General features: G+C 62.0%; 22 protein-coding genes. 6 read left to right on the forward strand and 16 right to left on the reverse strand.

What is annotated here, in order from left to right:
* Window positions 1–406: 406 nt before the first annotated feature.
* From KBA48_RS18765 to KBA48_RS18800, 8 genes are all read right to left on the reverse strand, one after another.
* The gene (locus tag KBA48_RS18765; protein ID WP_292909157.1) at window positions 407–2,665 is read right to left on the reverse strand and encodes a TonB-dependent receptor; all 2,259 of its coding nucleotides are present in this window, start codon (window positions 2,663–2,665) and stop codon (window positions 407–409) included.
* A 105-nt stretch (window positions 2,666–2,770) separates the two neighbouring features.
* Entirely contained in the window at window positions 2,771–3,661 is an 891-nt protein-coding gene (locus KBA48_RS18770; protein ID WP_292909158.1) for an alpha/beta fold hydrolase, read from the reverse strand.
* Window positions 3,658–4,791 carry a dipeptide epimerase gene (locus KBA48_RS18775; protein ID WP_367273847.1) on the reverse strand — a complete coding sequence of 378 codons (1,134 nt, stop codon included), beginning with the start codon at window positions 4,789–4,791 and terminating at the stop codon, window positions 3,658–3,660. The genes KBA48_RS18770 and KBA48_RS18775 overlap by 4 nt, the downstream gene beginning before the upstream one ends.
* Window positions 4,691–6,226, reverse strand: coding sequence for an amidohydrolase family protein (locus tag KBA48_RS18780; RefSeq protein ID WP_292909160.1), 1,536 nt, complete (start codon window positions 6,224–6,226; stop codon window positions 4,691–4,693). The genes KBA48_RS18775 and KBA48_RS18780 overlap by 101 nt, the downstream gene beginning before the upstream one ends.
* 3 nt (window positions 6,227–6,229) lie before the next feature.
* Window positions 6,230–7,324, reverse strand: a complete 1,095-nt coding sequence (locus KBA48_RS18785; RefSeq protein ID WP_292909161.1) for a hypothetical protein — start codon at window positions 7,322–7,324, stop codon at window positions 6,230–6,232.
* A 123-nt stretch (window positions 7,325–7,447) separates the two neighbouring features.
* Window positions 7,448–8,125 carry a M24 family metallopeptidase gene (locus KBA48_RS18790; RefSeq protein WP_292909162.1) on the reverse strand — a complete coding sequence of 226 codons (678 nt, stop codon included), beginning with the start codon at window positions 8,123–8,125 and terminating at the stop codon, window positions 7,448–7,450.
* A complete protein-coding gene (locus KBA48_RS18795; protein ID WP_292909163.1) occupies window positions 8,118–9,209 on the reverse strand; it encodes an AraC family transcriptional regulator in 1,092 nt (363 codons plus the stop codon). The genes KBA48_RS18790 and KBA48_RS18795 overlap by 8 nt, the downstream gene beginning before the upstream one ends.
* Window positions 9,210–9,254: 45 nt before the next feature.
* The gene (locus tag KBA48_RS18800) at window positions 9,255–10,688 is read right to left on the reverse strand and encodes an amidase family protein (protein WP_292909165.1); all 1,434 of its coding nucleotides are present in this window, start codon (window positions 10,686–10,688) and stop codon (window positions 9,255–9,257) included.
* Between the two features lie 224 nt (window positions 10,689–10,912).
* On the opposite strand from KBA48_RS18800, the gene dgcN reads away from it, so the two are divergent.
* Window positions 10,913–11,905, forward strand: coding sequence for an N-acetyltransferase DgcN (gene dgcN / locus KBA48_RS18805; protein WP_367273848.1), 993 nt, complete (start codon window positions 10,913–10,915; stop codon window positions 11,903–11,905).
* A gap of 220 nt (window positions 11,906–12,125) precedes the next feature.
* Here the strand turns inward: dgcN and KBA48_RS18810 are convergent, their stop codons facing one another.
* The 7 genes from KBA48_RS18810 to KBA48_RS18840 form a co-directional block, all read right to left on the reverse strand.
* Complete coding sequence (locus KBA48_RS18810) at window positions 12,126–13,238, reverse strand: hypothetical protein (RefSeq protein ID WP_292909169.1); 1,113 nt, start codon at window positions 13,236–13,238, stop codon at window positions 12,126–12,128.
* Window positions 13,216–14,052, reverse strand: a complete 837-nt coding sequence (locus KBA48_RS18815; protein WP_292909171.1) for an SDR family oxidoreductase — start codon at window positions 14,050–14,052, stop codon at window positions 13,216–13,218. Before KBA48_RS18815 ends, KBA48_RS18810 begins: the two co-directional genes overlap by 23 nt.
* Window positions 14,052–15,272: an acyl-CoA dehydrogenase family protein gene (locus tag KBA48_RS18820; protein ID WP_292909173.1), complete on the reverse strand. Its 1,221-nt coding sequence runs from the start codon at window positions 15,270–15,272 to the stop codon at window positions 14,052–14,054. Before KBA48_RS18820 ends, KBA48_RS18815 begins: the two co-directional genes overlap by 1 nt.
* Window positions 15,273–15,531: 259 nt before the next feature.
* On the reverse strand, window positions 15,532–16,323 hold the full coding sequence (locus tag KBA48_RS18825) for an enoyl-CoA hydratase/isomerase family protein (RefSeq protein ID WP_292909175.1): 792 nt from the start codon (window positions 16,321–16,323) through the stop codon (window positions 15,532–15,534).
* Window positions 16,324–16,470: 147 nt separating this feature from the next.
* A complete protein-coding gene (locus tag KBA48_RS18830; protein WP_292909177.1) occupies window positions 16,471–17,697 on the reverse strand; it encodes an MFS transporter in 1,227 nt (408 codons plus the stop codon).
* Window positions 17,694–18,653: an alpha/beta hydrolase gene (locus tag KBA48_RS18835; protein WP_292909179.1), complete on the reverse strand. Its 960-nt coding sequence runs from the start codon at window positions 18,651–18,653 to the stop codon at window positions 17,694–17,696. The genes KBA48_RS18830 and KBA48_RS18835 overlap by 4 nt, the downstream gene beginning before the upstream one ends.
* 64 nt (window positions 18,654–18,717) lie before the next feature.
* Window positions 18,718–19,506: an SDR family NAD(P)-dependent oxidoreductase gene (locus KBA48_RS18840; RefSeq protein WP_292909181.1), complete on the reverse strand. Its 789-nt coding sequence runs from the start codon at window positions 19,504–19,506 to the stop codon at window positions 18,718–18,720.
* A gap of 172 nt (window positions 19,507–19,678) precedes the next feature.
* On the opposite strand from KBA48_RS18840, the gene KBA48_RS18845 reads away from it, so the two are divergent.
* The 3 genes from KBA48_RS18845 (at window position 19,679) to KBA48_RS18855 (ending at window position 22,885) form a co-directional block, all read left to right on the forward strand.
* Window positions 19,679–20,908, forward strand: coding sequence for a thiolase family protein (locus KBA48_RS18845; protein WP_292909183.1), 1,230 nt, complete (start codon window positions 19,679–19,681; stop codon window positions 20,906–20,908).
* 47 nt (window positions 20,909–20,955) lie between these two features.
* Window positions 20,956–21,723, forward strand: a complete 768-nt coding sequence (locus tag KBA48_RS18850) for an enoyl-CoA hydratase/isomerase family protein (RefSeq protein ID WP_292909185.1) — start codon at window positions 20,956–20,958, stop codon at window positions 21,721–21,723.
* Between the two features lie 361 nt (window positions 21,724–22,084).
* On the forward strand, window positions 22,085–22,885 hold the full coding sequence (locus KBA48_RS18855; protein WP_292909187.1) for a TetR/AcrR family transcriptional regulator: 801 nt from the start codon (window positions 22,085–22,087) through the stop codon (window positions 22,883–22,885).
* Between the two features lie 171 nt (window positions 22,886–23,056).
* On the opposite strand, the gene KBA48_RS18860 is transcribed toward KBA48_RS18855, so the two are convergent.
* Window positions 23,057–23,764, reverse strand: coding sequence for a TetR/AcrR family transcriptional regulator (locus KBA48_RS18860; RefSeq protein ID WP_292909189.1), 708 nt, complete (start codon window positions 23,762–23,764; stop codon window positions 23,057–23,059).
* A 110-nt stretch (window positions 23,765–23,874) separates the two neighbouring features.
* Between KBA48_RS18860 and KBA48_RS18865 the strand changes: the two genes are divergently transcribed.
* Both KBA48_RS18865 and KBA48_RS18870 read left to right on the forward strand, forming a co-directional pair.
* The gene (locus KBA48_RS18865) at window positions 23,875–24,642 is read left to right on the forward strand and encodes an SDR family NAD(P)-dependent oxidoreductase (protein ID WP_292909191.1); all 768 of its coding nucleotides are present in this window, start codon (window positions 23,875–23,877) and stop codon (window positions 24,640–24,642) included.
* A gap of 14 nt (window positions 24,643–24,656) precedes the next feature.
* A complete protein-coding gene (locus KBA48_RS18870; protein ID WP_292909193.1) occupies window positions 24,657–25,853 on the forward strand; it encodes an acyl-CoA dehydrogenase family protein in 1,197 nt (398 codons plus the stop codon).
* The last annotated feature ends 163 nt before the right edge of the window (window positions 25,854–26,016 follow it).

Genomic DNA, 26,016 nt, shown 5'->3' on the forward strand with positions numbered 1-26,016 from the left:
CTATATATATGTCCAAAGTTATTCTTGTTCATCGCTGATAAATAGCCTGCATTAACAATAATGCTGGAGAATTTCTCCATAGCACATTTGAGAGGGTCGACGGTGGGACGGGGACGCAGCCCCCAGATTTCAGCCCGATTGAACATTTTCGATAGGCCTTCTCTTGGACCTCGGCACCTGGACAGAAAAGCCGACGGTATCACTGCCCGGGGTTGAACCCGGGCAGTGATGCCAATTCGGTCGGTGCGCGGTACCCAGGGATGCGAGGGCAGGTCTCGTTGTAGCCCTGTCTTACGCACCCCTCTCGGCCTGTGCCTCTGTCGGGCTGAAGAACCCTATGTGTTTTCAGAACTCATCCCGTAGTCGGCCGTTAAAATCTTCTCCATTGAAGGGGGAGAAGCGCCGATCAGAAATCGGCGCCGACCGATACGCCGATGGTCCGCGGCCGCACAGCGACATAACGCGTGGAGCCATCGGTGAATGTGGAAGCCTGGCTGTTGAACAGGTTGCGTGCGAACAGCGCGGCGTTCCATCCCTCAGCCTTTACGCCGAGCCGGCCGCCGACAATGTGATAGCCGCCGATCACCCTGTAGGTGGAAAGGGTGGGGCGGAACGTGTTAGGATACTGACCCGTGTAGGAATAGTCCAACCGGGCCAGGCCGGACAGGCTGGCACTCAGTTCCCACTCATAGCTGGCCGAGGCCGAGCCACTCCAGCGCGGTGTATAGGGGATGCGATCCCCCGCCCGGCCAATGGACGTGGAGGGCAAAGAGCTGCTGTTCACCTGATCCTCGGTCAGCTTGGCATCCGTGTAGTTGACCGTGGCCGAAAGCGTAAGGCCGGTCACGGGGCGGGCATTCAGTTCGAATTCCACGCCACGTGTGCGGGCAGCACCGGCATTGGTGATGAACGAGAAGACATTGTCGGCCGTGCGGGTGGAAACCTGGATATTGTCCCAGTCGATCCAATAGCCCGCCAGATTGGCGCTGAGCACCTTGTCGAACCAGTTGGTCTTTATACCCGCCTCATAGTTCCACAGGCTGTCGGACTCATACGTGATCAGGTCGCTGGGGATATTGGGCGTATTGTTTGTTCCCCCCGGCCTGAAACCTTGCGAGGCCGTGGAATAGAGCAGAACGTCATCCGTGGCCTGATAGCTGAGGCTGGCCTTGCCGATGGTGCCGCTTTCCGTCGTCTTGGTCTCGGCATAGGGGCTGGCCGACTGATAGCTGGGACCGCCGGGCAGCACCACTTCGCCGGCCACCGTCTTTTCATAATGATAATAGCGCAGGCCGCCGGTCACCTTCAGGCCGGGCAGCACTTCCAGGGTGGCTTCGCCAAAGGGCGCCACCTGGGTCATGTCGGTATCGACATAGCGATAGGATGTGACGTCGATGGGCTTGATCAGCTCACCCGTCGTGGCATCCGCCAACACGAAATAGCTGTCCACATCATCGTTGCGCTTTTCATAATAAAGGCCGGCCGTCCATTGTAACGCGCCTTGCCCGTTGGAGGTCAGGCGCGCCTCCTGCGTGATGACACGGTTTTCCATCTCGGCATAGAACAAGGCCGGTGTGCGCGTCCTTGCATAAGCGACATAGCTCGCCAACTGCGTCGCGGAACAGGCCGTGGAAATGCCGAAATGGATGCGACAGGGGCTGGCGGGTGCGGCGATGGAAGCCAGCGCCGTCGCCGTACCGTCGGTGGTGCGTTCCGTGCCGCTCTCCTGCCAGCCGCTGGCCAGCACCAGATCGGCGAAACCCAGGTCCAGCCGCCCCTCGCCACTGACCAGGGTGAATTTCTCGTCATAGCTGGTCAGGGTCGGGGCGTTGGAATTGAACATGCCCAGCGACCGCGTATAGAGCGTGCTGTCATCCACGCCGCTGTCCTGGTGCATGACGGTCAGCGTGTAGCTGAAATCCTCCCGTGGCGCCCATTTCAGGGCTGCACGTACGCTGGTCTGCCGGCTGTCATTGGTATTCTTGCGGTTCAGCGTCACCTGATCGATATAACCCTCATTCTCCTGCCGCGACACCACCGCGCGCAGCGCCAGCGTCTCCGTCAGTGGCGTATTGAGCATGGCCTGAAGGGCGTAGTTGAAGCCGCCATCCCTGGTAAAGGAACCCTCGCTGCTGACCGAGGAGGCGACGCCGCGCGTCGAGGGCTCGTTGAACAGCACGCGGATCGTCCCACCCATGGAACTGGAGCCGTACAGCGTACCCTGCGGCCCGCGCAGCACCTCGATCTGTCGCACGTCGAACAGGGCCAGATCACCTGTGCGGCCGCCGGGATCCGATGCCGTGCCATTCGAACCGATGATCGGCGTTTCCCCATAATAAAGGCCCAGCGTGGCTTCGCCCTGGCTGCGGATGCCGCGTACGGCGACACGCCCCCGGCCGGCACCCGTCTCCCCCTCCTGCACCACCAGGCCGGGGACGGTACGGAAGAAATCATCCATCCCCTTCGCGCCCATCTCCTGCAGCGTGGAACCGGTGATGGCCGTGATGGCAATTGGCGTCTCCTGCAACAGGCTGGCGCGCTTGGTGGCGGTGACGATGATCTCTTCAAGCTGGATCGGCGCCTCATCCGGCGCGGCCAAAGCGAAGCCGGTCAGCGAGAATGGCAGCGACAGCACTGAAACGGCGCGAAGAATCCTCTTACCCATGAAGCTCATATCCCTGTTCCCTTCATTATCTGTATTAGCTGAAGGGGATCATACGGCGGGAAACAGGTTCATCTTTACAGGCTGGCCGTCCACTTCACACAAACGTCATCGGCTTTGCTTTTCACAAACCTTTCCCGGTATGCCAAGCTGCGCAGGGCGATCCCGGGCGGCCCAAAAGGCATCGGTCACCGTGGAGACGACGATATCGGGCTTGTCGGTATGGACCATGTGTCCGGCCCCCGCAGCCAGAACGGCCGTACCACCGGTAAGCGCCACCAGTTCGCGATGTCCGGAACGCCAGCCCTCCACCACGCTCTCCGCTGTGCCGGGCCAGACCTTGCCGGCCGTGATTACTGAAACGGGGATGCCGCAGACGGGCGGATAAGCGCGCATCGTCTCCTGCGTGCGTACAAGCCCGCGCGACAGGCGCAGGTTGGACTGCTGATAGGGCGTGGGGTCGGGCACGTCATTGGCCTTGATCCGCCCCTCCGCCAACTTTGCCGCTCCACCGATACCGTCGATGCCCGTCACCGTGTTGGCATCGACATAGACCATCGCCTCCACATCGCCGGGATAGAGATTGGCATAAAGCTGGATCAGATAGCCGCCATAGGAATGGCCGACGAGGGTCAGATGATGGTCACGGCCCAGGGCGTAAAGACCCGCATGCAGCCGGCCGATCTCCTCATGCACATCATATTGCGTGGACAGGCCGGGGCTGCTGCCCATGCCGGCGCGGTCATAGGCGATGATTGTCGCCCCCGTCGCCTGTGCCAGGCGGGGGGCCACATCCTTCCAGGTGTCCGCCCCCAGACCGGAGCCGGATTCCAGCAGGATGGTGCGCGGGCCACCCGGATAAACGCGAAAATGCATCGCCACCCCGCGCACATCGACCATCCGGTCCACAATCCCGACGACCTCCGGCTTCGGCGGAGCGGCACAACCGGCGGCCAGCACCAGGACCGACGCGGCCACCATCGACAAAACCCTGTTCATCGCGCTCCCCCCCAAACCTCATCCGGGCAATATACCAGACCATCTGCGTACCAGAGTGCCGGGGTGCGGTCGGCGGCCAGGAAGGTCGGTCCGTCCAGATCGCAATAGTCGCACAATTGGCCCAGCACGAAGGCCGGCGCCTGTGACCAGCTTGTCCCCGTCATGTTGCCGACCATGACCTGGAAGCCAAGGTCCCGCGCCGCCTTCTCCATGATCAGGGCGTGGGTCAGGCCACCGCACTTGTCCAGCTTGATATTGACGATGTCGAAAAGGCCGACCAGCCCCGCCAGGTCGGCCGCGACCTGCACGCTTTCATCCGCTGCCGTAGGAATGCTGCCGTCCAGACCGGCCATGTCGCCTTCGCGCCCGATGGCGAGCGGCTGTTCCAACAGCCGTACCCCGGCCGTCTCCAGCATCGGTACCAGGGCATTGATGCTGTCGATGGTGAAACCGCGATTACCGTCCACGGCCAGCCAGGCATCGGGCCGGGCCGCACGCACAGCACCCACACGGGCCCCATCATCCCCGTCGCCCGACAGTTTCAATTTGATGGCGCGGGCATGGGTCATGGTTCGGGCCGCGGCCGCCATGGCATCGGGCGTGTCGATGCCGATGGTGAAGAAGCTGGGCAGCGGCACGGCCGCTTTCAGGCCGGCCATAGCCCAGACGGGACGGCCGCTGCGCTTGGCCTCCAGATCCCATAGCGCGCAGTCGATAGCATTGCGGGCTCCACAATCCGGCAGCAGGTCCTGAAGCCGGGTGCGGTCGGCACCGGCGGCCAGGGCATCTCTCACCGACAACGCCATCTCCAGCATCCGGTCAGGGCCGTCGCCCCGGTAATAGACGCCGCAGGCTTCCCCATACCCGACCAGATCGCCGTCCCGCACCTGGACAACCAGCATCTCTGCCATATTGAATTCCTGGCCAGAGATGCGGAAAGGCGAACGCATAGGCCAGCGTTCCACCCTGGCTTCAAATCGCATGGTGGTTTCCTTCATGGATGACGAATGGAATGGGGCGGCAGAGCGGCTACCGCCGCTTGGGCACCCAGGGTGCGTGGGGTGCCGCCGGCAGGAACCGGCCGGGATGAACACCCAGGGTCCGCTGACCTTCATAGACGGGCACACCATTGACCCAGACCCGGGTAATCCCTGCGGAAAGGGCCTTGCTGTCGGTCAGGCTGGCGCGATCCGCCACGGTATCGGGATCGAACAGGACGAGGTCGGCCGCCATGCCCGGCCGAAGCAGGCCGCGGTCGATGATGCCCAGATGGGCTGCCGTCAGGCCTGTCATTCGATGCACCGCCTGTTCCAGGCCCAGCACATGTTTTTCCCGGACATAGTGGCCCAGGATGCGGGTGAAGGTGGCATAGCCTCGGGGGTGGCCACCATCGAACCCGTCGGAGCAGATATTGGTATGGGGCCAGTTCAGGAAGGTTGTCAGATCCTGCTCCGACATGCTGAACCCGACGATACGCTCCACCGGTTCCTGATCCGGATGCTGCATCTGGTAGATGGCTGCCTGTGCCATCAGATCCAGATAGGTCTTGACCGGGTCCTGGCCGCGGCTCGCCGCGATCTGCGTGATACTCTTGCCGACCAGTGACGGGTCGGCCAGGAAGGTGGTCAGGATCAGCGTATCCGGCGGTGTGGTTTCGCGGAAATTGCGGGCCACACCGGTCGGGTCGTTGAAATTCTTGTCCGGGAACAGCGCCGCCATGGTCGTCTGCCAATAGATATAGGGGTAGATATCGGCGGTGACGTCCATCCCCTCGGCCCGTGCCTGATCCAGACGCGCCAGGATGGCGGGCGCCTGCCCCCATTTCGATTTGATGGCGATCTTGATATGGGACAGCTTGACCGGCATGCCTGTCGTTCGGCCGACCAGCAGGAATTCCTCGACCGCGGCCTCTATCTGATCGGCCTCGTTACGGATATGACTGATATAGCGGCCACCATGGGCGGCAGCGACCCGGGCAAGGGCCAGAACCTCACGCGTATCGGAAAATACCCCGGGTACATAAATCAGGCCCGTGGACAGTCCCATCGACCCTGCCCGCATATCGGCATCCAGCAGATTCTCCATGGCCAGGAGTTGCCCATCGCCCGCCAAGTCACGTCTATCGCCCATGACACGGCGGCGCAGATCGTTATGGCCGGAATAGGTCCCGACATTGACGGCCACGGGACTGGCCGCAAGGCGCGCGTTCAGGTCTGCTGTCGGCAGTTCCGAATAGCCGTCCTGGCCGATGATGATGGTCGTCACCCCCTGGTTCACCGCGCCCGGCACGTCGGGCGTGGCGAACATGGTGCGGTCCAGGTGGCTGTGGCTGTCGATGAAGCCAGGCGCCAGAACCTGTCCCCCGCCGTCAACAATCTCATCCCCGGCCTCACGCGGAACGCGCGGCCCTACCGCCGCGATCAGTCCTCCGGCGATGCGTAACTCCCCGGCCGAAGCAGCGGTTCCGGTTCCGTCGACCAGGCGGACATTGGTGACAACGATATCGGCCGTGGCGGGCAGCGACAGGCACAGCGCGGTGGTGAGCAGCAGGATGCGCAGGCTCATGGCTCAATCCTCCTTCTGCATGAACGCGCGCCATGCACCGACGGTGAACAGCGGAATGACCAGGACGGCAAGATAGAACAGCGCTGAATAGCGATAACCGCTGCCGATCAGGTCCACCAAACCGATGCGCGTTGCCGCCACGATGGCCACCATCATGACGGCAAGGGCCACCAGCGGACGCAGGCCGGACCGCAATGGCCGGTCCATATCGGCGAAATGGCGGGCCAGCCGTTCGTTGAATCCATGCAGCAGACCGGCCCCTGTCTTGATCAGCGCCCCCAGCACGACCAGTTGCAGAGCCAGCGCCAGGCCCGGACTGTCCAGCCGGGCCAGCACGGTCTGCACCGGCAGGGTCGATTGATTGATCTCCGGATAAAAAGCCGACAGCGTCAGCAGGAAGGCGAAACCAGGCAGCAGGATCAGCGGCCCGGCGATAGCACCGGCCAGCATGGCCTCCCGCCGCGTTTTGAAATTGCGGGCCACAAAAATCAACACGGGCAGCAGCGGGATATTGTAGGCGGAATAGGAGACCGCATTCCACACCGTGTCCACGGGCCGGAACGGTTCCATCGTCAGCGACGCCAGCATCTGGTCGCCGAATCTGTCCAGCACCAGCACGAACAGCAGGCCATAGGTCAGGTAGAAGATGACCGACCAGACCGAAATCACCTTTTCGATGACGCTGTTGCCGAAGAACACCAGCACCGCCACCGCCGCCATGAATATAGAGGCGCTGAGCAGGTGCGACCAGCCCAGCAGATCGAACAGCAGTTCCCCCGCCGCCGCCGAGACAATGGCCAGCACCAGCATCAGCCCGGCGAAATAGACGATCTCGAACAGGAACCGGCCCCTGCCCAGCAACAGCCCCATGAAACTGCGGTAATCATAGGCGCGGCCGAGGCGTGCCAGTTCGAAGCCGATCATCGACCCGATACTGATGATGGCGGCCGTCAACCCCATGCCGATCAGGCCGGACAACGGTCCCATGGACAGGAAGAACTCCACCAGTTCGCGACCGGTGGCGTACCCTCCGCCGACCAGTACCGCCTGGATGACAAGCCCTGGCACCAGATAGGTTTGCAGCGTCTTTATGGTCATGAAGGGTCCCGCGACATGGAAAAGCTCTTGGCTGCCCTATCCAACCGCAGCCACGCGGAGCCTGCTTCGCCGATCGGACGGGGGCTTCGCGCTTCGGCCAATGTTTGCGTCAGAAAGATCCCGTCATTCCAGCAGCAGATCCTCATAAAAGGCCGAGAAAGGCCGGGTCGGGTGGCGGATCTGGATTTCGAGCACCCAGGCCCCGGTCGATGGCGTGTATTCAACATCCATCAGGGCGCCCTTATGCTTGATCGCATGGGGAAAATCCGACAACCGGTGCCCCGACATCTCCAGGTTCAGCACCCAGCCAAGCCGTGCCGCCTCTGCCTGGGCGAAATGGTACAAGGCCATGCCGGTGGCCCTTTCACGACGCCAACAGGCGTGAACGGCATCGAAGACGGCACGCACATCGGTTGCGATGCGGCGCATGTCCGGGTCATGGCCGACGACATGGGTCTCACCGCCATCACCTTCATATCCCTGCCAGACGGGACCGATATCGATGAAGAAGATGTCGTCATCGCCCAGCACCACACCGGGCTCTGATGGTTTCCCGAAATTCTTCAGGGTGTTGGTGCCGAAACGGACATGGATGCCGTGCCAGCCCCGCAGCATGCCGCCTTGCTTCAGCCGGCTGCGCGCGAAGGCCAATGCATCGCTCTCTGCCATGCCCGGCCGGACATGGGCGGCGATGTCGGTGATGGCCTGACGGGTATGGCGGCGTGCCTCCAGCAACAGGTTGGGATCGAAGGAGGGACCATGGCGTTCCTCCTGAAGGCGCTTCTCGTCTGCTTCAATCATCCTCTGTCTCGGCTATGGGTGCCGCCGGCTTGCGGCGGATATTCTTCACGCGCAATTCGTCATGCGCCAGATAGCGCATCTGGATGGGGGAGACGCCGAAGGCGGCCTTGAAGGCGCGGGTGAAGCTGGCCGGGTGTTCGTAGCCGGTCTCCAGCGCGATCTCGATCATCGAGATCGCGCTGTCGCGGATCAGTTCCAGGGCCAATTCCATGCGTATCTTGTCCCGCATGCGTCCCACAGTGTCGCCATAGACCATGCGGAAGCCCTGCTGCAGGCGCTGTCGGGTAAGGCCCACCACCTCCGCCATCTCATGCACATTCAGGGGCTGGTCCAGGTTGGTGCGGATCAGGCGCATGGCGTGCTGCAGGCGCCGGTGATCCTCGGCGGAGAATTGGCCTTCATCGGCCTTCTCCACCTCGCGCGACAGGTTGAACAGGATGTGGCAGGCCAGTTCCAGGGCCTTGCCGGTCAGGAAGGCCTGCCGGAAGCTGCCGGGGAAGGGCGCTTCCAGCATCTGATGCGCCGCCAGCGACGCTGCCCGTGTCAACGGCACCTTGCGGCAGGGCAGGTTGCCGCCATTCAGCACAAAATCCACGACGGAGGGTGGAAGGTCGCGGGGGGCAAGGCCCGTGACATGGAACAGGGTCGTGCGTTCCAGATAGACGGTCACCCATCGCAGGTGATCGCCGGGCGAATAGACCGTCTCCAACTCGTCTCCGGCCAGCATGCTGTAGACGGTGCAGAAGCCGTTCGACAATTCCCCGCCCATGCCCCCGCCACCCGACAGACGTAGATCGCCATCCAGTACGGCGGTGATGGTCAGGTAATCGGAGGAACTATAGCGGCGCGGCATGGATCGCCGGGCAACAAGATCAATCAGGGCCACGCACATGCCGTTGCCCAGACGATAGAAGTCAAAGCCGCCCTCGGCGAATTTTGCATCATACTCGTACCGATATCCCAGACCGGCGCCCAGTTGCCGCCACCAGCCGTCATCGGTACGGACGACGCTGCTGCCGCCATCTCCCGGTTCGTCGAGGCGGGACATCATGTCCGCCATGCTGCGCAACCGTTCATAGGTCATTCGCCTCGCCTCCTCCTCGTTGCGCGCCATTCCGGTGCAACCATCTCAGCCCGATGGCAATGCGGCTGCGGCCACCGAGCAATCCGGCCAGCGATCCTTCCACGGACAGGCCAGTTCCAACTCGGCGGCGAGTTCCAGAAGAAGTTTTTCCCGCCCCCGTGCCGCCGCGAACATGCTCCCGATAGGGACCCCGTCTGCTGCCACGAACAGCGGCAGGGAGAGAGCCGGATTGCCAGACAGATTGTGCAACTGTGTATAGGATACGTAATCGAACATCAGCGCCATCATTTCCTGAAAATCGCATGTTGGCGCCAGATCGCCGATGGGCAGTGCCGGCCGACGCAGCACGGGCGACAGGATCAGGTCGTATTCCTGGAAGAACCGCTCCATCCCGGCTGACGCGCTGCCCACTGTGCGATAGAGATGGTCCACATCGACGGCCGTCAGCGCGTTGCCCCACGTGGCAAGGTTCAACGTCCACGGTTCCAGCAGCACTTCCGCCGCCGCCCGGCTGAGGCGGGCGGCCGTCGCGGTGACCGCCTCGCGCGCCATGTAACCCCAGATGATCTCAAAAGCCCGTGCGGCCGCCCGTCCGTCGACCGGCAATGACTTGCGTTCCACCATGTGCCCCAGATCGGCGCAAAGTGCGGCCGTGCGCTCGATCACCGCCGCCACCTCCGGCATCGGGGGCAGACCATCCAGATTCTCCATGACAACGGCAATGCGCAGCCGGCGGCGGACCGGGCGCACGGGCAGAGGCGGCTGGCCGGCCCCGACATCGAAAGCCCAGTCCACATCCCGCACCGAACGCGACAGCAGCACGTCGCAGGCCAGCAGGTCTTCCATCACATGCTGGTCGCGGGCACGCAAGTTGGCTCCACGTCCCGGCTTCAGCCCCACCAGGCCGCAGCAACTTGCCGGGATGCGGATGGAGCCGCCGCCATCGGCCGCATGGGCGACAGGCACCATGCCGGATGCCACGGCAGCCGCAGCCCCACCAGAGGAGCCCCCCGGCGAACGGTCGGCGGCCCAGGGATTGCGGGTCGGACCGTACAGTACCGGTTCGGTTGTCGGCAGCAGGCCGAATTCCGGCGCGTTGGTCTTGCCCAGCGGGATCAGGCCTGCAGCATCGAAGCCCCGCGTGAAGGGGAAGTCGATGGCGCCCGGCGGTGCGTCGCGCCGCGAGCGTGACCCGCTGCGATTGGGCATGCCGGGATAGTCCAGACCATCCTTCAAAAGCCATGGCACACCAGCCATCGGACCGGTGGCAGTGACGGCGCGGCGGCGAGCCGCATCGTAATCGCGAAAGGTCATGACGTTCAGCAACGGGTCCAATGCCTCGATACGGGCAATGGCGGCTTCCGTCATCTCGGTGGCCGACACCTCGCCGACGGCGACCAATGCCGCCTGGTCGTGGGCGTCCAGCCGGCCAAGGGCGAACGCATCGGAACGGCTGGGGACGGATACGAAAGGGCTCATTTGCGGAAGGTTCCCTGACAGGCGATCTCGTCGAAAGTCTAGGAACAGGGCGTGGTCACTTCTTCGCCGTCTGATCGGCACATTTCGCCAATCGGCCGGAATGTGCGCTGCCGCCCCGAAAGGCGAAGCGCCGTCGCTTCCTGGCAAAGCGACCATGTCGGCAGCGGCTCCACAATCCCTCTATCAGGCGCTGTCGCGCCGGCATGCAGCAATGGAGGTATAAATTGCGGACACCGTTTCTTTTGTTCCTTGGTGACGCGCGGGAATTCGGCGCTGCCAAAACAGCCGGCGGCATCCGCCAATGGCGTCCGGAAATCAGCATCGGGCAGCTACGGCTGCCCGGCTGCGGCGTTGATCTGGGCATCCCCGACATGACCCCCGCCGAAGCGGCGGCCAAGGGTGTGGCCACGATGGTCGTGGGCGTGGTCAATATCGGCGGGTTCATTCCGCCGCACTGGGTCGCCTCCATCATTGCCGCCCTGGAAGCCGGTCTCGATGTGGCCGCCGGCATGCACCAAAGGCTGGCTGACATACCGGAAGTGGCAGCGACCGCCCGCCGTCTTGGTCGTTCCATCCATGACGTGCGCCAGCCGACACGCAGCTTCGTGCCGGGCAGTGGTGTGAAGCGCAGCGGCAAGCGGCTGCTGACGGTCGGCATCGACTGCGCCGTTGGCAAGAAATACACCGCCCTGGCAATCGAGAAGGCGATGCGCGCGCGCGGATTGAAAGCCGACTTCCGCGCGACCGGCCAGACGGGCATCCTGATCACCGGGCACGGCGTAGCCATTGACGCCGTGGTCGCGGATTTCATCTCAGGCGCCGCCGAATGGCTGTCGCCCGATAATGAACCCGACCACTGGGACGTGATCGAGGGCCAGGGATCGCTTTTCCACCCGGCCTATGCTGGTGTGACACTCGGTCTGATCCATGGCAGCCAGCCCGACGCATTGGTCATCTGCCACGAACCCATACGCACGCACCTGCTGGGGCTGGATTATCCGGTTCCCGACCTGAAAACCTGCATCGAGCGCAATGTGGAGGCCGCCCGCCTGACCAATCCCGCCGCCAGGGCCGTCGGCATCAGCGTCAACACCAGCCGCATGGCCACGGACAGCATCGATGATGCTATCCGGCGGATTGAGGATGAAACCGGATTGCCCTGCTGCGATCCCATCCGGCATGGTGCGGGACGCATTGTCGATTACCTGATGAACTGACCCGGCAATAGGGGAGGGGGATGGATGGTTGACATCCCCCTGTTCTCCCGCCCCTAATTCGACGGGGCAATCGTCACACACAGCCCGTCCATTTCCGTTGTGACGGGTATCTGGCAGGCAAGTCGGGAACCGGGCCACCTGTACGGGGTTCACTCAGACATGGTGGGTGGCCGCGCCGGCTTCCTGATCTGCCGTTCACGGCTTGACACCCGTTCCATGGTCAATTTTTAGTGGGCTTGTTTGGCGTAATAAGGAACTTTTGACCCGTCGCCTTCTGTGCGAACTGGATAAAATTCGACGGTACAAGAACGTCATCCAGCGAGAGGCAAGTAGAAAATCTGGTCGAAAAGGTTGTTTTCATCTGCTGCGATACTCGTTTCCACGCCTCCGTCTTCCTCTGCTGTGACATTGGCAGCAGCCAGCCGGCAACATTCCACGAAAAATCAAACCCACGCTGGATTTGGATGGGCTGGTCGTCAAGGCAGCCATAGACATAAACAGTCTTGCGGGTCATCGATCCATACCGGCTATATCGCGACACATGCCGAAGGGCCACCGTTTCCATGCCGTCAAGGAGCTGATTGACAAGGGCACCACTGCCGATGGCGTCAAAGGCTATTGTCGCGCGGGTCTTTTCCAGCGCATCCACGAGCTGATCTGAAAAATCCTCGTCACTGGACACGCAGACATATTGTGCACCTTGGCTGCGCAACAAATCGGCCTGCTCTTTTCTTCGGACAACATTCACCAGCGGGATACCGTCATCGATGCAGATCCGGTTCAGCATCTGTCCCAGACTGGAGGCGGCAGCAGTGTGAACGAGTGCCGCGTGACCTTCGGCCCGCATTGTGTCGGTCATGGCGAGCGCGGTCAGCGGGTTGACCAGGCTGGCTGCGCCTTCGACGGCCGTGATGCCGTCAGGCAGGACATAGCAAGCCTTGGCCGGAACGCGGATATACTCGGCATACATGGCGTGGCCCAGACAAGCGACCGTCTTGCCGATGAGATGGGTTACGTTCTCGCCGGCGGCGATGACCACGCCTGCACCTTCGTTGCCCACCGCCATCGGCGTGCCGACCCGCCCGGCGAGTTCTGCCCTTCGTTCGGCGGGGATGGTGGCTTCCAGGACAGGCCTGTCAGCCGTGCCCGCCGTTCGAAGTGTTGCCAGATCGGCGGACGCGATAAGCAGCGCAAGATCGGACGGATTTATCGGTGCCGCGTCAATGCGGATTATGACATCGTCCGCTGCCGGGAGGCCGGTTTCCACGTCCTCGGCATAAAGCGTGACCACTCCATCGGCTTGCAGCAGACTAAACAGCTTCCTGCCCTTCATTGGATGGCTCTTTCCTTAAATGGGTTGTTTTGTTTCCTTTGGAAACGCGCTTTCCGCGTCCGGCTGCAAAGCCGCCATCGACGACGACGATCTGGCCGGTGATGAAGGATGCGGAATCCGAGCACAAATGGACGATGGTCCCGGCAATTTCTTCGGGTTCCGCGAACCGACCCATTGGAACCTCGGCCAGCAGAAGATCGGTGATGCCGGAATTGCCCCGCATGCCATGGGTGAGGTCGGTGGCGACGTAGCCGGGGGCAACACCGTTGACGCGCACCCCCCGGTCCGCCCATTCCACGGCCAGCGTGCGGGTCATCGCATCAAGACCGCCCTTGGTTGCCACATATGGCAGCCCACGATTGACACCAACCGTGGCGGTGACGGAGGAAACCGACACGATGCTGCCGAACCCTTGTGCGAGCATGTGTCGACCCACCGCCTGTACGGCAAAGAAGACGCCGCGCAGGTTGATCGCCATCACCTCGTCCCAGATTTCCGGTGTGATATTCTCCGCTCTGACCCAGTAGGGACTGATGCCCGCATTGGCGACCAGCGCGTCAATTCTGCCGAATTGGGCGGCGATGGTGTCAATGACCGATCGGCTTGCCACCACGTCACCAACATCCATAGCAAAGGCAAAGGCCTCAGCCCCCAGGGCCCGCGCCTCGGCGGCAACCGTCTCGGCGGGTTCGAGCGAGCGGCCGGTTACGATGACGGTTGCCCCGGCATCGGCCAGTGCCAGCGCTGCGGCGCGGCCGATGCCCCTTGTGCCGCCGATAACCAGAACAATCTTACCGTCGCAGGAACCGGCCATCACGCGTTCCAATCATATCCTGAGAGGAATTTGCCGGCGGCGACAGCGATCTGAATGGTGGGGGGACCCTCCTCAAGCCAGTTCAGGCGCGCATCGCGATAGAGGCGCTCGATCCGATGGGCCCGCGTGTATCCGATACCGCCATGGATGAGCAGCGCACGATCCGTGACCCTGCCGACGGCTTCCAGGCCGAACAACTTGCACATCGATGCTTCCGCGGGGATGCGCCGTCCCTGATCCCATTTGTTGGCCGCATCATCGATCATGCCGCGCAAGGCATAAATGTCAGTGCCCATTTCCGCGAGGTAACGCTGGATTGCCTGACGGGAGCCGATGGGCTTGCCGAAGGTCACCCGGCGCTTCGCGAATGCAAGCGAAAGCTCAAACGAACGTTCAGCCGTTCCCAGCGACGTTGCCGCAATGAACACTCGGCTGATTTCCAGCAGTTCCTCCATCTGGGTGAGGCCCTGGCCCTCCTTGCCGATGATCCGGTTCGCCGGCACGCGGACATTGACTAGGTCCAGTTGACCATGCTCGCCACCCTTGCAGCCCATTGTTTCCGGCAAAGGCGTGATCGTGAAACCGGGCGTTCCCCGGTCCACCAGGATGGCGCTGATACCGGCGGCGCCGGCGCTGGAGTCCGTCTTGCAGATGATGATGAAATGGCTGGCGATGTCGGAATTTGTGATCAGCCATTTTCGCCCGTTAATGACATAATCGTCCCCGTCGCGAACCGCCGTCGTCCCGATATCCATGCCGGTCCCATGGTCCGGTTCGGTCAGGCCGAAAGCGACGGATTTTCGGCCCTGGGCAACATCAGGCAAGATTTCCTGCAGCATCTCCTCTGACGCGGCTTCAAGCAAACCGTGGCTGGCGGAATTGTGTACATGCACCAGCACCCGGATACCCCCCTGGATTTTTGAAAATTCCGAAAGGATGGGAAGGTATTGCCTGGTGGAGAGACCGATTCCACCATACCGCTTGGGTATCAACAAACCGAACGCCCCCATATTCCGGAGCAACGGATCTACGATTTCGTGCGGTACATGCTCATTATTTTCAATCTCCTCTTCAAGCGGATCAAGGTCACGCCAAATGGCCTCAAAAATCTGCGTCTTGAATTCCTGATACTCTTTCTCTGGAAGCGCACTCTCTTCAATATTCTTGCGCATCACCACCGTATTGCTGGGCTGGTCCATCACGTTGGTCAGTGCCGGCATGCCATCCTCCTGTTTACCCTGCTGATTTGCCTCCCTGCGCCTGCGACCGCGTGCATCGGCTCGTTTCGACCGAGACGGACATGATGCAATTGCACAGGATTTGGGTCGGGATATGGTAAAGTGACCATAACGTCAGAAATGATCGCGCCAGGTCGCAGGCCGGATCAATTTCGAGCGTTGGCGGCAATGATCGTGCCGGCTTCGCGCGTGGGAAACGGCAAAGCTCTCTACCGCTTCCTCTTGCCCGGATACGCGCCGCTCAACAGCCTTTGAAGCTAGGCTTGCGTTTTTCATTGAAGGCGGCGATGCCTTCACGCATGTCATGACTGTGATTGTGCAGCGCGCTGGCCAGCAGTTCCAGCCTCAAGGCGGTATCCAGGGGCTGTTCCAGCCCATCGTCCACCAGCATTTTGACCTGCTTCAGCGCAAGCGGACTTTTGGATGACAACTTGTCCACGATGCGGTCGACGGTGGTTTCCAATGCACCATCCTGTGAGACCTCGTTTACCAGGCCGCAAGCCATCAGATCCGCGGCTGGCCGCAGTTCACCGGTGAACAGAAGATATTTGGCCCGCGTCGGCCCGATCTTACGGGGAAGGCGCACCGAAGCGCCACCGCCCGGCAGCAGCCCGAAATTGGCGTGGCCGTCGCCGATCTGCGCCTTTGCCGAGGCGACCACAAGATCGCAGCAAAGAAGCAGTTCCGTGCCGCCACCGGTCGACAGGCCATTCACGGCGCAAATGACCGGCTTGGGAAACTTCTCCAGCCGCAGCATAAGTTCCATCACCTGATTCAGAAAATTCGCGGTTTCGCGCTCGCGATGCTCCTCAGGTAGGTCACCCAGGAATTTCAAGTCCGCACCGGCGCAGAAGGCGCGACCGGTACCGGTCACGACCACGGCAATGATGTCGGGATTACCCTCAGCCAGCGTGAGCGCCTCATCAAACTCTCGGGCCAACCCGGGATTGATGGTGTTCAGCGCGTCCGGGCGGTTCAGGCGGATCCAGGCCCCCCGTCCGCGTTCTTCATAGGCAATATCCTCAAATCGCATAAGCAGAGTCCCCCGTTCGATTTCAAGAATTGACTATCAGATGTCATGAATTGACTATAAAGTCAATATCATTTGAACTGATGGTAATTGCCGCCTTTTGGGGCGCGTTCATGTGCGGCTTTGGGTGGCCCCCAAGGGTGATGCTGACTATGCCTTGTCCGATGTCTCGTTCCGGGGAAATGGAGGCATCAGGCAAAAAACGATCGCGCTCAGGAAAAGCACGGCGGAGGCACCCGCCAGTCCGATGTGATAATGTCCGAAATAATCCGCCGACCATCCATACCAGAGCGGTGAGAGCGCGGCTCCGGCCAGAAATACGCAGACAAGAACACCAAATATTCTGCCGAAATGTGCCTGCCGAAAGTACCGGCCCACCAGATAGCCCAGCAGATCGGCTTCCGCGCCATAGGCAAGTCCGGCCGCTATAGCTCCGATCACCGCTGCCGGGGCGCCGACTGCGCCGAAAATTGCAAAGCCGAGACCGCTTATCGAAAAAATCACGGCCGCAACCTTCGGCGCGAAAAATCTGTCGGCGAGCAAGCCTGTGCCCAGCCTTGCGATGGCCTGTGTCAGACCGACCAGACCGAGAAGCAATGCCCCTGTCTCGGCACTGATGCCGTCATCCTTCAGCATGGCGGCCAGATGGGTGATGATACCGGGCGCCGCGAGTGCCGCCGACAGGATCGCCACGACAAGCAACTGAAATGTGCGATCCCGGACGAGGCGCACATAGTTCAGTGGCACCGGTACCACTGTTTCGCGGGCGACCGCGACGTTGCGTCCGGAGCGAAGCAGCATCAGGGCAACCGGGGCGATGATAATAATCACGGCTGCATGGGTCAGATATCCAACCCGCCAACCGTAAGAAAGGATCACGGCCTGGATAACGACCGGGGCCAGGGCACTAAGGCCAGCGGTCCCGGTGATCATAAGGCCGAGCGCCGTGCCTTTGCTGAGGTGGAAACGGCTGTTGACGATCCTGGCATAGGGCAGGGCGCCACAACCGGCGCCCAGCAGAGCCATGCCCCCCATAGCTAGGTAAAATGACGTGAGCGTATCAATGCGGCTGAGTGCGATCAGGGCTGCAACCTGGATGACCAGGCCCGGAACAATGATACGCCGTTCGCCAAAGCGGTCGCACAACGCGCCAATGACCGGCGCTGCTACGCCCAGGCCGATGGCAAACAAGGTTGTTCCCAGAGAAATGGCGGATCTGCTCCATCCCTTGTCCGCCTGAAGAGCGACCATGAACAGACCCGACGTGTAGAAGGGCAACGCATGGACGCCCACGCTTGATCCCAGCGTGGAACCGAGCAGTGTCCGCCAGCCCGACAGAATTTCCCCGAGCCGTGGCGATGAAGGGGCCGCGTTCATGCGACCTCACCCTGGATGATCGGTTTGGCCAGCGGCGGTCCCGATCCTGCGCTACCGCCCGTGACCGGGAAATGGCGGCGCAGAAAGCGAAGCACGCCGTCGTTGAAGGCGTCGTTGCGATCGCCCGCGACCATATGGCCCGCCCCCTCGACCTCTAAAATCTCCGTCTGTGGCACCAGCGTTCGAAGATCCTGGATACCCGCCTCATCAATCATGTCCGACAGCATGCCGCGAATGAGCAGCGTCGGAGCCGTGATGGCCGGGCCCATAGCGCGGGCCTCGCTTACGAAGGTTGGCGGCTCGACACGCTGGGTGCCCATAAGTCGGGGGTCCCAGTGCCAGTATAACCGGCCATCCTCCCGCCGTCGCAGATAGCGCATCAGGCCCGACAGGTTGCCCGAGCGCGCACGCGCCGGGTTATAAGCGGCGATGGCATCCGCAGCTTCCTCAAGGCTGGCAAATCCGCAACCATGTTCGGTCATGAATCTGTGGATCCGCACCGCCCCCTGCGGATTGACGGTCGGTACGATGTCGACGAGCACAAGTGCCGCCACCCTCTCTGGATGGCGGCCGGCGACAAGGAAAGAAGTCATCCCTCCCATCGATGCCCCGACCAGCGCCAAGGGCTGACGTTCTGCGGCCATGAGATGCACCAGGTCCCCGGTAAGGGCTGTCGCCGAATAGTCACCGTGAGGGGACCAGTCGCTTCCGCCGTGGCCGCGCGCATCGAACAGCAAGACCCGATAACCCGCCTTCGCCATTTCGGCACCGGCGGATTTCCAGGCGTGCCGCGTCTGGCCGCCACCGTGAAGGAAGGCGACCACGGGCGCGTCCGTTGCGCCGCCTGTTGCGACCTCAAGCGAGATCTGCGGCGCGACCTTCACCCGATCGACGCGAAAACCGACGGGCGTCAGGCCCCCAGACGGGGCGATCGGCACGGAAGCTGTTCGGCTCATGACGACATCACCGTCACAGGCCGAACAGCGTGGGTCCGGCTTGCTGGAACATGATGACGGCCGATCATGGGGTGATCGCATAGCCGCCATTGACGGGGTAGACCTGACCCGTAATCCAGCTCGCCGCGTCCGAGCCGAGGAAGAGGATCAGGTTTGCCGCGTCGTCGGGCTCCCCCAGCCGGCGGATCACATAGGATTTCAGCATTTTGGCAACGGCTTCCTCGCTTTCCAGATAGCCGGCAATGCCAGGGGTGCGGACACTTGAAAGTGCCACGCAGTTCGCGGTGATCAGATTGCGGCCGACTGCCTTGGCGAGCGCCCGCATGAAGCCGGCGGCAGCGGCCTTGGCACCGGAATAGACCGCCAGGTGCGGCTCACCAACGCGGCCCGCATCCGATATGACCGTGACGATGCGGCCATATTTGCGCTCCATCATGCCCGGAACGACCGCCTTGCAGGCATTCAGGACACCGAAGAAGTTGGTGCCAACCCATTTCTGCCACTCTTCCGGGCCCGTTTCCCAGAACGGTTTGACATCCGCCGGATCTTCGACCGGGCCGGCATTGCCGGCATTGTTCACAAGTATGTCGATACGATCGAATGCAGTATTGGCGCGCGCAACCATGTCTGTTACGGCCGCGAGATCGGTAATGTCGGCCTGGACCGGCAAGGCCTTAACACCCATCGCCCGGATCTCTTCGGCCACCGCTTCGGCGCGGTCCAGATGGAAATCATTGACGATGATGCCACCGGCGTTGGACGCCGCAAAGTGAAGGCACGTTTGCCGGCCCACGCCCTGCCCCCCGCCGGTGACCAGCGCGATCCGCCCCTTAAGGTCCAGAATATCTGTCATTTTTACCGTTTCCGCTTCAGTCTGTGATCATTGTATTGACTTTAGCGTACTGATGTTTGAATAGTACGTCAATCACGTTCGGCAAAGATGGTCTGTCCGATCCCGGTTCGACCGCAGCCGCGATCGCAACCCGGAAAGCACGATGCCCGGGACCGTTTCCAAAGAGGTAGCCATGTCAGATGATATCTACGTGATCGGCGTCAGCATGACGCGCTTCGGCAAGTTTCTCGATCGCTCGGTAAAGAGCCTTGTCGCCGAGGCCGTGAACAGCGCGCTCATGGATGCCGGCGCCAAAATCACGGATATTGGCGCCGCCTATTATGCCAACACGACGCAAGGCATCATGGACGGCCAGCTATTGATCCGTGGTCAGGTGGCGTTGCGTCCGCTTGGCTTTGCGACGATCCCGATCGTCAATGTCGAGAATGCCTGTGCAAGCGGAACGACGGCACTGCAGCAGGCGATGGTCTGCCTGAAGGCGGGCGTCACCGACGTCGCCATCGCGGTCGGTGTCGAGAAGATGTATGATGACGACAAGGTCAAGTCGAACAGGATTTTCGACGGTGGCTGGGATGTTGCCGAAGCCGACGACCTGATGGCGCGCCTGACGCGGATCGGCGATGGTGTTGAGATACCGGCAGGCGTCGCATCGGTGCGCAGCCCCTTCATGGAGCTTTATGCGTCATTGACCAGGGGGCATATGAAGGCGTTTGGCACGACCCAGCGTCAGATCGCCACGGTTTCTGCGAAGAACCATCATCACTCGACGATGAACCCGCTCTCGCAATATCAAAATGACATGACGGTGGATGAGGTGCTTCAGGCCCGGGCCATCCAATGGCCCCTGACGCTGCCCATGTGCGCCCCGATCAGTGATGGTGCCTCGGCGGTCATCCTGTGCCGGAAGGAGGCGCTTTCTCGCTTTCCGGGCGCCCGGCCGGTCCGCCTGCTCTCCTGTGTGCTGACAAGCGGCAGCGACCGTGAGTGGACCGACTTCGGGCAGCACATGTGCCGGATTGCGGCCAAGCAGGCCTATGACCAGGCTTGTGTCGGCCCCGGGGATATGTCGGTCGCCGAAGTCCATGACGCTTCGGCCTTTGCCGAGATCATTCAGACGGAAAATCTCGGCCTTTGTGAGATTGGTCAGGGCGGCTGGATCGCCGAGCGTGGCGAGACGAGCCTGGGCGGTCGCATCCCGGTCAACCCGTCCGGTGGGCTTGAGTCAAAGGGCCATCCGATTGCGGCCACCGGCCTCGCGCAGATCTACGAACTCACGCAGCAACTGCGCGGCACCGCCGGTCGGCGGCAGGTCGAAGGGGCGCGATTTGCCATTGCAGAGAATGGCGGCGGCTTCCATGGCGTCGAGGAGGCGGCGGCCTGTGTGACCATTCTGGCGGCGTGACACCACAGGGGGGACGCGCGATTATCCGGCTGTCGAGGGGAGAGATCATGGAAGCCTTGAAATCCGACTATGTTGACGATGGTATCCAACGGATCGCCATGGCCCGGCCGCATGTCATGAACGCCATTGATGGGGTCATGCGGCGGGAGTTCGAGGAGGCGGTGGCGGCGGCCACCGCCGATCCCGACGTGCGTGCCATCATCATCACGGGCGAGGGTCCGCATTTCTCGGCGGGCGGTGATATACCGTTTCTGAAGGGTATGAGCACGGCGGAGATCCATGAATATCACCGCGCGGCCCTTGGTCTGGTTCGGGCCATCGCGCTCTGTCCCAAGCCGACGATCGCGGCGGTCCGCGGGGCCTGCGCGGGTGGTGCCTTCGGCTTCGCGCTGTGCTGCGACTATCTTCTGGCATCGCGCACGGCGTTCTTCAGCGCACAGTTCCTGCGCATCGGCCTCGTCGCGGATATGGGGATCGGCTATTTCCTCACGCATCGGGTGGGTGCGCACAAGGCGCGTAAACTGCTTCTCGACAACCGGGTGGTGAGGGCCGAGGAGGCTGAAGCGCTTGGCCTTTGTGATGCGCTTCACGCGGAAGATTCGCTGGACGCCGAGACGCTGCATTTGGCGCGGCGGCTTGCCGAACTCCCGCCGCGCGCCGTTCGCCAGACCAAATGGCTGATGCGTCAGGCAGAAGGAAGCCTCACCCGCTTTTTCGATGCGGAGATGAATGCGGCGGCCGAATGCCTGGGCAGTCAGGAATTTATCGAGGGCACGACCGCCTTTTTCGAAAAGCGTCCCCCGCGGTTTCGATGATCGCTCGGACCGAAGGCCCGGCCAGATGGTGAGAGCAGTGCGCGTCGCGTTGCGATGATGTGCCATGAAGCCCATTGATTGACTGTTAAGTCAGAATTTTGCGGTCGCTGCTATGTTCTTGATGCGTGCGCCTGCTCATAATAGCCGGTGAAGGCGTACACTGGGCGTCCGCCGGCCCGTTGCTCCAGTGTCTGGCCTGGCTATTGCGGATCCCATTCAATATCCGGCGCCTGGGGTGGGGGCAATTGCCGGGGCCATCCCTGTTCAACACTGTGCTGACAGGCAATAGTATTGACGTAAGAGTGCTCCACATTTATCATACAAAGTAATTTATCATACTGGCATTATCGGAAGGTAGCCTATGCCCCGCTGGGAGAACGGCTTTCAAACAAACGAGGAGATTCAGCGCTACAAGCGTTACGCGGTGATCCGCGAAGCCGCGCGGATCATGTCGCGGCGAGGCTTTCATAACACCTCGCTGGATGAAGTCGCGAAGGTGCTCGGTATCTCGAAAGGGACACTTTATAACTATGTCGCGGACAAGCAGGAGATCCTGTTCGAGTGCCACAATATCGCGCTTGATCTGGGGGACTGCGCCGCGCAATTCGCCAGGGAAGCGGGTGGCCTGGGGATCGACAGGCTGCGACTTCTGCTGAAATGCTACATCATCTGGATGTATGGGCAGGCAGGGGTGGGCGGTCTGACATTTGATGTGAATGCGTTACGTGCCGATGATCGCGTGGCGGTGATTGAACGGCGGGATGCGATGGAGGCAAACCTCGTCGCGCTTCTTCAGGAAAGCATCGCGGATGGGAGCATCCGGGCCTGCGACGCAAGAATCGCGGTCTACGGAATGATGAGTGCGATCAACGGTATGTCGATCTGGTTTTCGCCTGAAGGTCGCCTTACCATCGAGCAGGTTGCCGACGAGCTTCTGGATATGTTGACGCTGTCCCTCGCGACGCGGCCAGAAAAGCTTGCCCCCTATCCGCCGATCCCGGCCTATCCGGCCCCGGACACCCCATTGCGATTTTTCGATCGAAGGTCGCCGGTTGCCGCTCGTCCGGACAAACCAGCCGAAAGCAGGACAAGGACCTCTTCGCCCCGCAAAAAAACGGTTTCGTCGCCAAAGCGCAAGACGCGGAAGAGCGGCGTGGAATGAGGCTCTTGCCCCAATAACTTTGTTTATGAGGCGTGTTGTTCCCGGATACGGCTCGGGCCGGCGTGACGGGTCATGGCACCGGACGATTTTGCTTCGCTATCAATCCGCCAGGCAGCGAACTCCGGCCGTTGGCAAAGAGGCGCCGCAGAAGCGTATCGGTCCGCAATGTCATCACCCAGCGCCGGTTAAAGGGCAGCACCGCCCCACCGCGCGTTCTGTGAACTTGATGACCTGACGCACATAATCCTCCGGCGTCAGACCGCGGCGGCGATGCTTGCCACGCTTGATGTACCAGTCCTGCAGCAATGGTTTGATCAGGGCGGCGGTCATGGTCGCATCCTCCAGGACGAACTGGCCGGTTTCCTGACCGGCCAGCAGCGCCCCGGCAATCAGCCCTTCGGTCAACAGTTCACTGGCCACCGCCATGTCGCGACTGGTCTTGGGAAAGGCCTTGGCTTCCATGAAGGCGAAGACGAACCAGGGATGCATCACCTCCGTCAGGTAGATGTGGGTCTCCAGCAGCCAGCGCAGCCGCTCCGCCGGGTCGGCGGGAACATCGGCCGCCTGTTGCAGCACTTCCTCCGCGACCCCGGTAACTTGGCCCAGGATCATCAGCAGCAGCGTTTCCTTGCTGTCAAAATAGGTATAGAGCGCCCCCATGCTCAGGCCCGACCGCTCCGTCAGGTCGCGCAGCGACATGGAATGGAAGCCCTTGCGATTGGCCAGATCCAGCGTGGTCTCGATGATACGGCCCAGATTGGCGACGGCGACGGCGGGCTTCTTCACCCGGATCGTGGCCTGATGGCGGTCCAGGATACGCCCGCATAACGCCTCCATCGACAGGTCGTGCCGCGCCTGGAATTCCCGCAACGTCCCCATACCCACCTCTCCCACACCATCAGGCTAACATGGATTGGCCATTGCCCAATTTTCCATGACAGACTATATAGTGAGCGCTCGCTCTTATTTTGTCATGAAGGGAAGTTTTGATGGCCGTGTTCAGCGATCTGGCCGGGCGCACGGCCCTGGTCACAGGGGCGTCCGGCGGTCTGGGGCGGCATTTCGCCGAGGTGCTGGCCCGGTCTGGCGTGCGGGTGGCCCTGGCCGCCCGGCGCCGGGAGAACCTGGACCAGGCCTGCGCTGCCATTCGGGCGGCAGGGGGCGAGGCTATTGCCCTGTCGCTGGATGTCACCGATGACACCTCTGTCCAGACCGCAGTGACCGGGGTTGCCGATGCGTTCGGCGGGCTGGACATCCTGGTCAACAATGCCGGGGTGACGGCCAATGCGCCGGCCCTGGAACTGTCGGAAAAAGATTGGGACCGGGTGCTGGACACCAATCTGAAAGGCTGTTTCCTGGTGGCCCGGGCAGCGGGCCGCATCATGCGGGATCAGGGGAGGGGTGGTGCGATCGTCAATATCGCCTCCATCCTCGCCGACCGGGTGGCAGGGCAAGTGTCGGCTTATGCGGCGTCGAAGGCCGCCCTGGTGCAACTGACCCGCAGCCTGGCGCTGGAACTGGCCCGGTACGACATCAGGGTCAATGCACTCTGCCCTGGCTATGTGGAAACCGACCTGAACCAGGATTTCTTTGCAGGTTCCGCCGGTCAGTCGTTAGTCCGCCGCATCCCCATGCGCCGGCTGGGGCGTTTGCGGGACCTGGACGCCCCGCTATTGCTGCTTTGTTCCGACGCCGGTGCCTTCATGACCGGTGCCGCCATCCCCGTCGATGGCGGTCACCTCGTCTCCTCCCTCTGACCGGAGAATGTTCCATGGACTTCACCCTGACGCCCGAACTGGAAGAATACCGCGCCCGTGTCCGTGCTTTCGTGGAAACGGAAATCCTGCCGGTGGAGGCGGATCGCGCCAACTGGGATGAGCATGAGAACATCGCGGAGGCACCCCTGGCGGCTCTGCGCGCCAAAGCCAAGGCCGCCGGTTTGTGGGCGTTGCAGATGCCGCGCGAGCGGGGTGGCCAGGGCCTGCCCTTCACGGGGCTTGCCGCCTGCTATGAAGAGATGAACCGGTCGATCTTCGGTCCCGTCTGCTTCAACGCCGCCGCTCCCGATGACGGCAACATGCGCCTGCTGAACCAGGTGGGGACCGAGGCGCAGAAGCAGCGCTGGCTGCAGCCCATCATTGACGGCAAGGTCCGCTCCGCCTTTGCCATGACCGAACCGCATCCCGGTGGAGGGTCTGACCCGTCGATGATCCGCACCCGCGCCGAGCGCAGGGGCGACCGCTGGGTCATCACCGGCCGCAAATGGTTCATCACCGGTGCGGCGGCGGCCCAGCATTTCATCCTGATGGCCCGCACGTCCGACGATCCGCGCAAAGGCCTCAGCACCTTCCTGTTCGACCGTGATCAACCCGGCTGGCGCATCGAACGGCGCATTCCCATCATGGGGCCGGAGGAACATGGCGGCCATTGCGAGCTGGTCTTCGACGGGCTGGAGATCGCGGACGAGAATGTGCTGATGGGGGTCGGGGACGGGCTGAAGGCGACGCAGATCCGGTTAGGTCCGGCACGCCTGACCCATTGCATGCGCTGGACGGGCCTTGCCAAGCGCAGCCTGGAGATTGCCGGCGCCTATGTGAAGGAACGCCACAGCTTCGGCATCCCGCTTTCCGAGCATGAGGGGGTGCAATGGCTGCTGGGTGAAGCCGCCATGCAGATCGAGATCGCACGATTGCTGACCATGCGGGCCGCCGCTCGGCTGGACCAGGGCGATTTCGCCCGCAAGGAAGTGTCCATGGCCAAGGTGCAGGTGGCCGACACTCTGGCCCGTGCCGTGGATACGGCGATCCAGCTTTGTGGCGCCAAGGGCTATTCCCGAGACACGGTGCTGGAGTGGATCTACCGCTATGCAAGACAAGCCCGGCTGGTGGATGGCGCCTCTGAAGTTCACAAGATGGTGCTGAGCCGCTCCTACCTGCAGGAAGGGGACGGGTTCTGGGGGTGGTCATAAGCGCCAATCCGACGCGTGTTATGGGCGACGTCTCCCACATTAAGCGTACCTGCTTTACAGACTTCAATCAGAATAACGTATTTTAGTCCAAGATAACAATCCTGGGGCGTTCGTCTCGCGGCTATTGCCCAACGGGGTGACGCGCTTCTCTGTCTCCGGCGCC

The organism is Niveispirillum sp., from assembly GCF_017996735.1.
Taxonomy (GTDB): Bacteria; Pseudomonadota; Alphaproteobacteria; order Azospirillales; family Azospirillaceae; genus Niveispirillum.

What these genes read in the sequence shown, in the direction of transcription:
- KBA48_RS18765 (WP_292909157.1), bottom strand. Translation starts at nt 2,665, where the DNA reads ATGGGTAAGAGGATTCTTCGCGCCGTTTCAGTGCTGTCGCTGCCATTC.
- KBA48_RS18770 (WP_292909158.1), bottom strand. Translation starts at nt 3,661, where the DNA reads ATGAACAGGGTTTTGTCGATGGTGGCCGCGTCGGTCCTGGTGCTGGCC.
- KBA48_RS18775 (WP_367273847.1), bottom strand. Translation starts at nt 4,791, where the DNA reads ATGGTGTGCCCGTCTATGAAGGTCAGCGGACCCTGGGTGTTCATCCCG.
- KBA48_RS18780 (WP_292909160.1), bottom strand. Translation starts at nt 6,226, where the DNA reads ATGAGCCTGCGCATCCTGCTGCTCACCACCGCGCTGTGCCTGTCGCTG.
- KBA48_RS18785 (WP_292909161.1), bottom strand. Translation starts at nt 7,324, where the DNA reads ATGACCATAAAGACGCTGCAAACCTATCTGGTGCCAGGGCTTGTCATC.
- KBA48_RS18790 (WP_292909162.1), bottom strand. Translation starts at nt 8,125, where the DNA reads ATGATTGAAGCAGACGAGAAGCGCCTTCAGGAGGAACGCCATGGTCCC.
- KBA48_RS18795 (WP_292909163.1), bottom strand. Translation starts at nt 9,209, where the DNA reads ATGACCTATGAACGGTTGCGCAGCATGGCGGACATGATGTCCCGCCTC.
- KBA48_RS18800 (WP_292909165.1), bottom strand. Translation starts at nt 10,688, where the DNA reads ATGAGCCCTTTCGTATCCGTCCCCAGCCGTTCCGATGCGTTCGCCCTT.
- KBA48_RS18810 (WP_292909169.1), bottom strand. Translation starts at nt 13,238, where the DNA reads ATGAAGGGCAGGAAGCTGTTTAGTCTGCTGCAAGCCGATGGAGTGGTC.
- KBA48_RS18815 (WP_292909171.1), bottom strand. Translation starts at nt 14,052, where the DNA reads ATGGCCGGTTCCTGCGACGGTAAGATTGTTCTGGTTATCGGCGGCACA.
- KBA48_RS18820 (WP_292909173.1), bottom strand. Translation starts at nt 15,272, where the DNA reads ATGCCGGCACTGACCAACGTGATGGACCAGCCCAGCAATACGGTGGTG.
- KBA48_RS18825 (WP_292909175.1), bottom strand. Translation starts at nt 16,323, where the DNA reads ATGCGATTTGAGGATATTGCCTATGAAGAACGCGGACGGGGGGCCTGG.
- KBA48_RS18830 (WP_292909177.1), bottom strand. Translation starts at nt 17,697, where the DNA reads ATGAACGCGGCCCCTTCATCGCCACGGCTCGGGGAAATTCTGTCGGGC.
- KBA48_RS18835 (WP_292909179.1), bottom strand. Translation starts at nt 18,653, where the DNA reads ATGAGCCGAACAGCTTCCGTGCCGATCGCCCCGTCTGGGGGCCTGACG.
- KBA48_RS18840 (WP_292909181.1), bottom strand. Translation starts at nt 19,506, where the DNA reads ATGACAGATATTCTGGACCTTAAGGGGCGGATCGCGCTGGTCACCGGC.
- KBA48_RS18845 (WP_292909183.1), top strand. Translation starts at nt 19,679, where the DNA reads ATGTCAGATGATATCTACGTGATCGGCGTCAGCATGACGCGCTTCGGC.
- KBA48_RS18850 (WP_292909185.1), top strand. Translation starts at nt 20,956, where the DNA reads ATGGAAGCCTTGAAATCCGACTATGTTGACGATGGTATCCAACGGATC.
- KBA48_RS18855 (WP_292909187.1), top strand. Translation starts at nt 22,085, where the DNA reads ATGCCCCGCTGGGAGAACGGCTTTCAAACAAACGAGGAGATTCAGCGC.
- KBA48_RS18860 (WP_292909189.1), bottom strand. Translation starts at nt 23,764, where the DNA reads ATGGGGACGTTGCGGGAATTCCAGGCGCGGCACGACCTGTCGATGGAG.
- KBA48_RS18865 (WP_292909191.1), top strand. Translation starts at nt 23,875, where the DNA reads ATGGCCGTGTTCAGCGATCTGGCCGGGCGCACGGCCCTGGTCACAGGG.
- KBA48_RS18870 (WP_292909193.1), top strand. Translation starts at nt 24,657, where the DNA reads ATGGACTTCACCCTGACGCCCGAACTGGAAGAATACCGCGCCCGTGTC.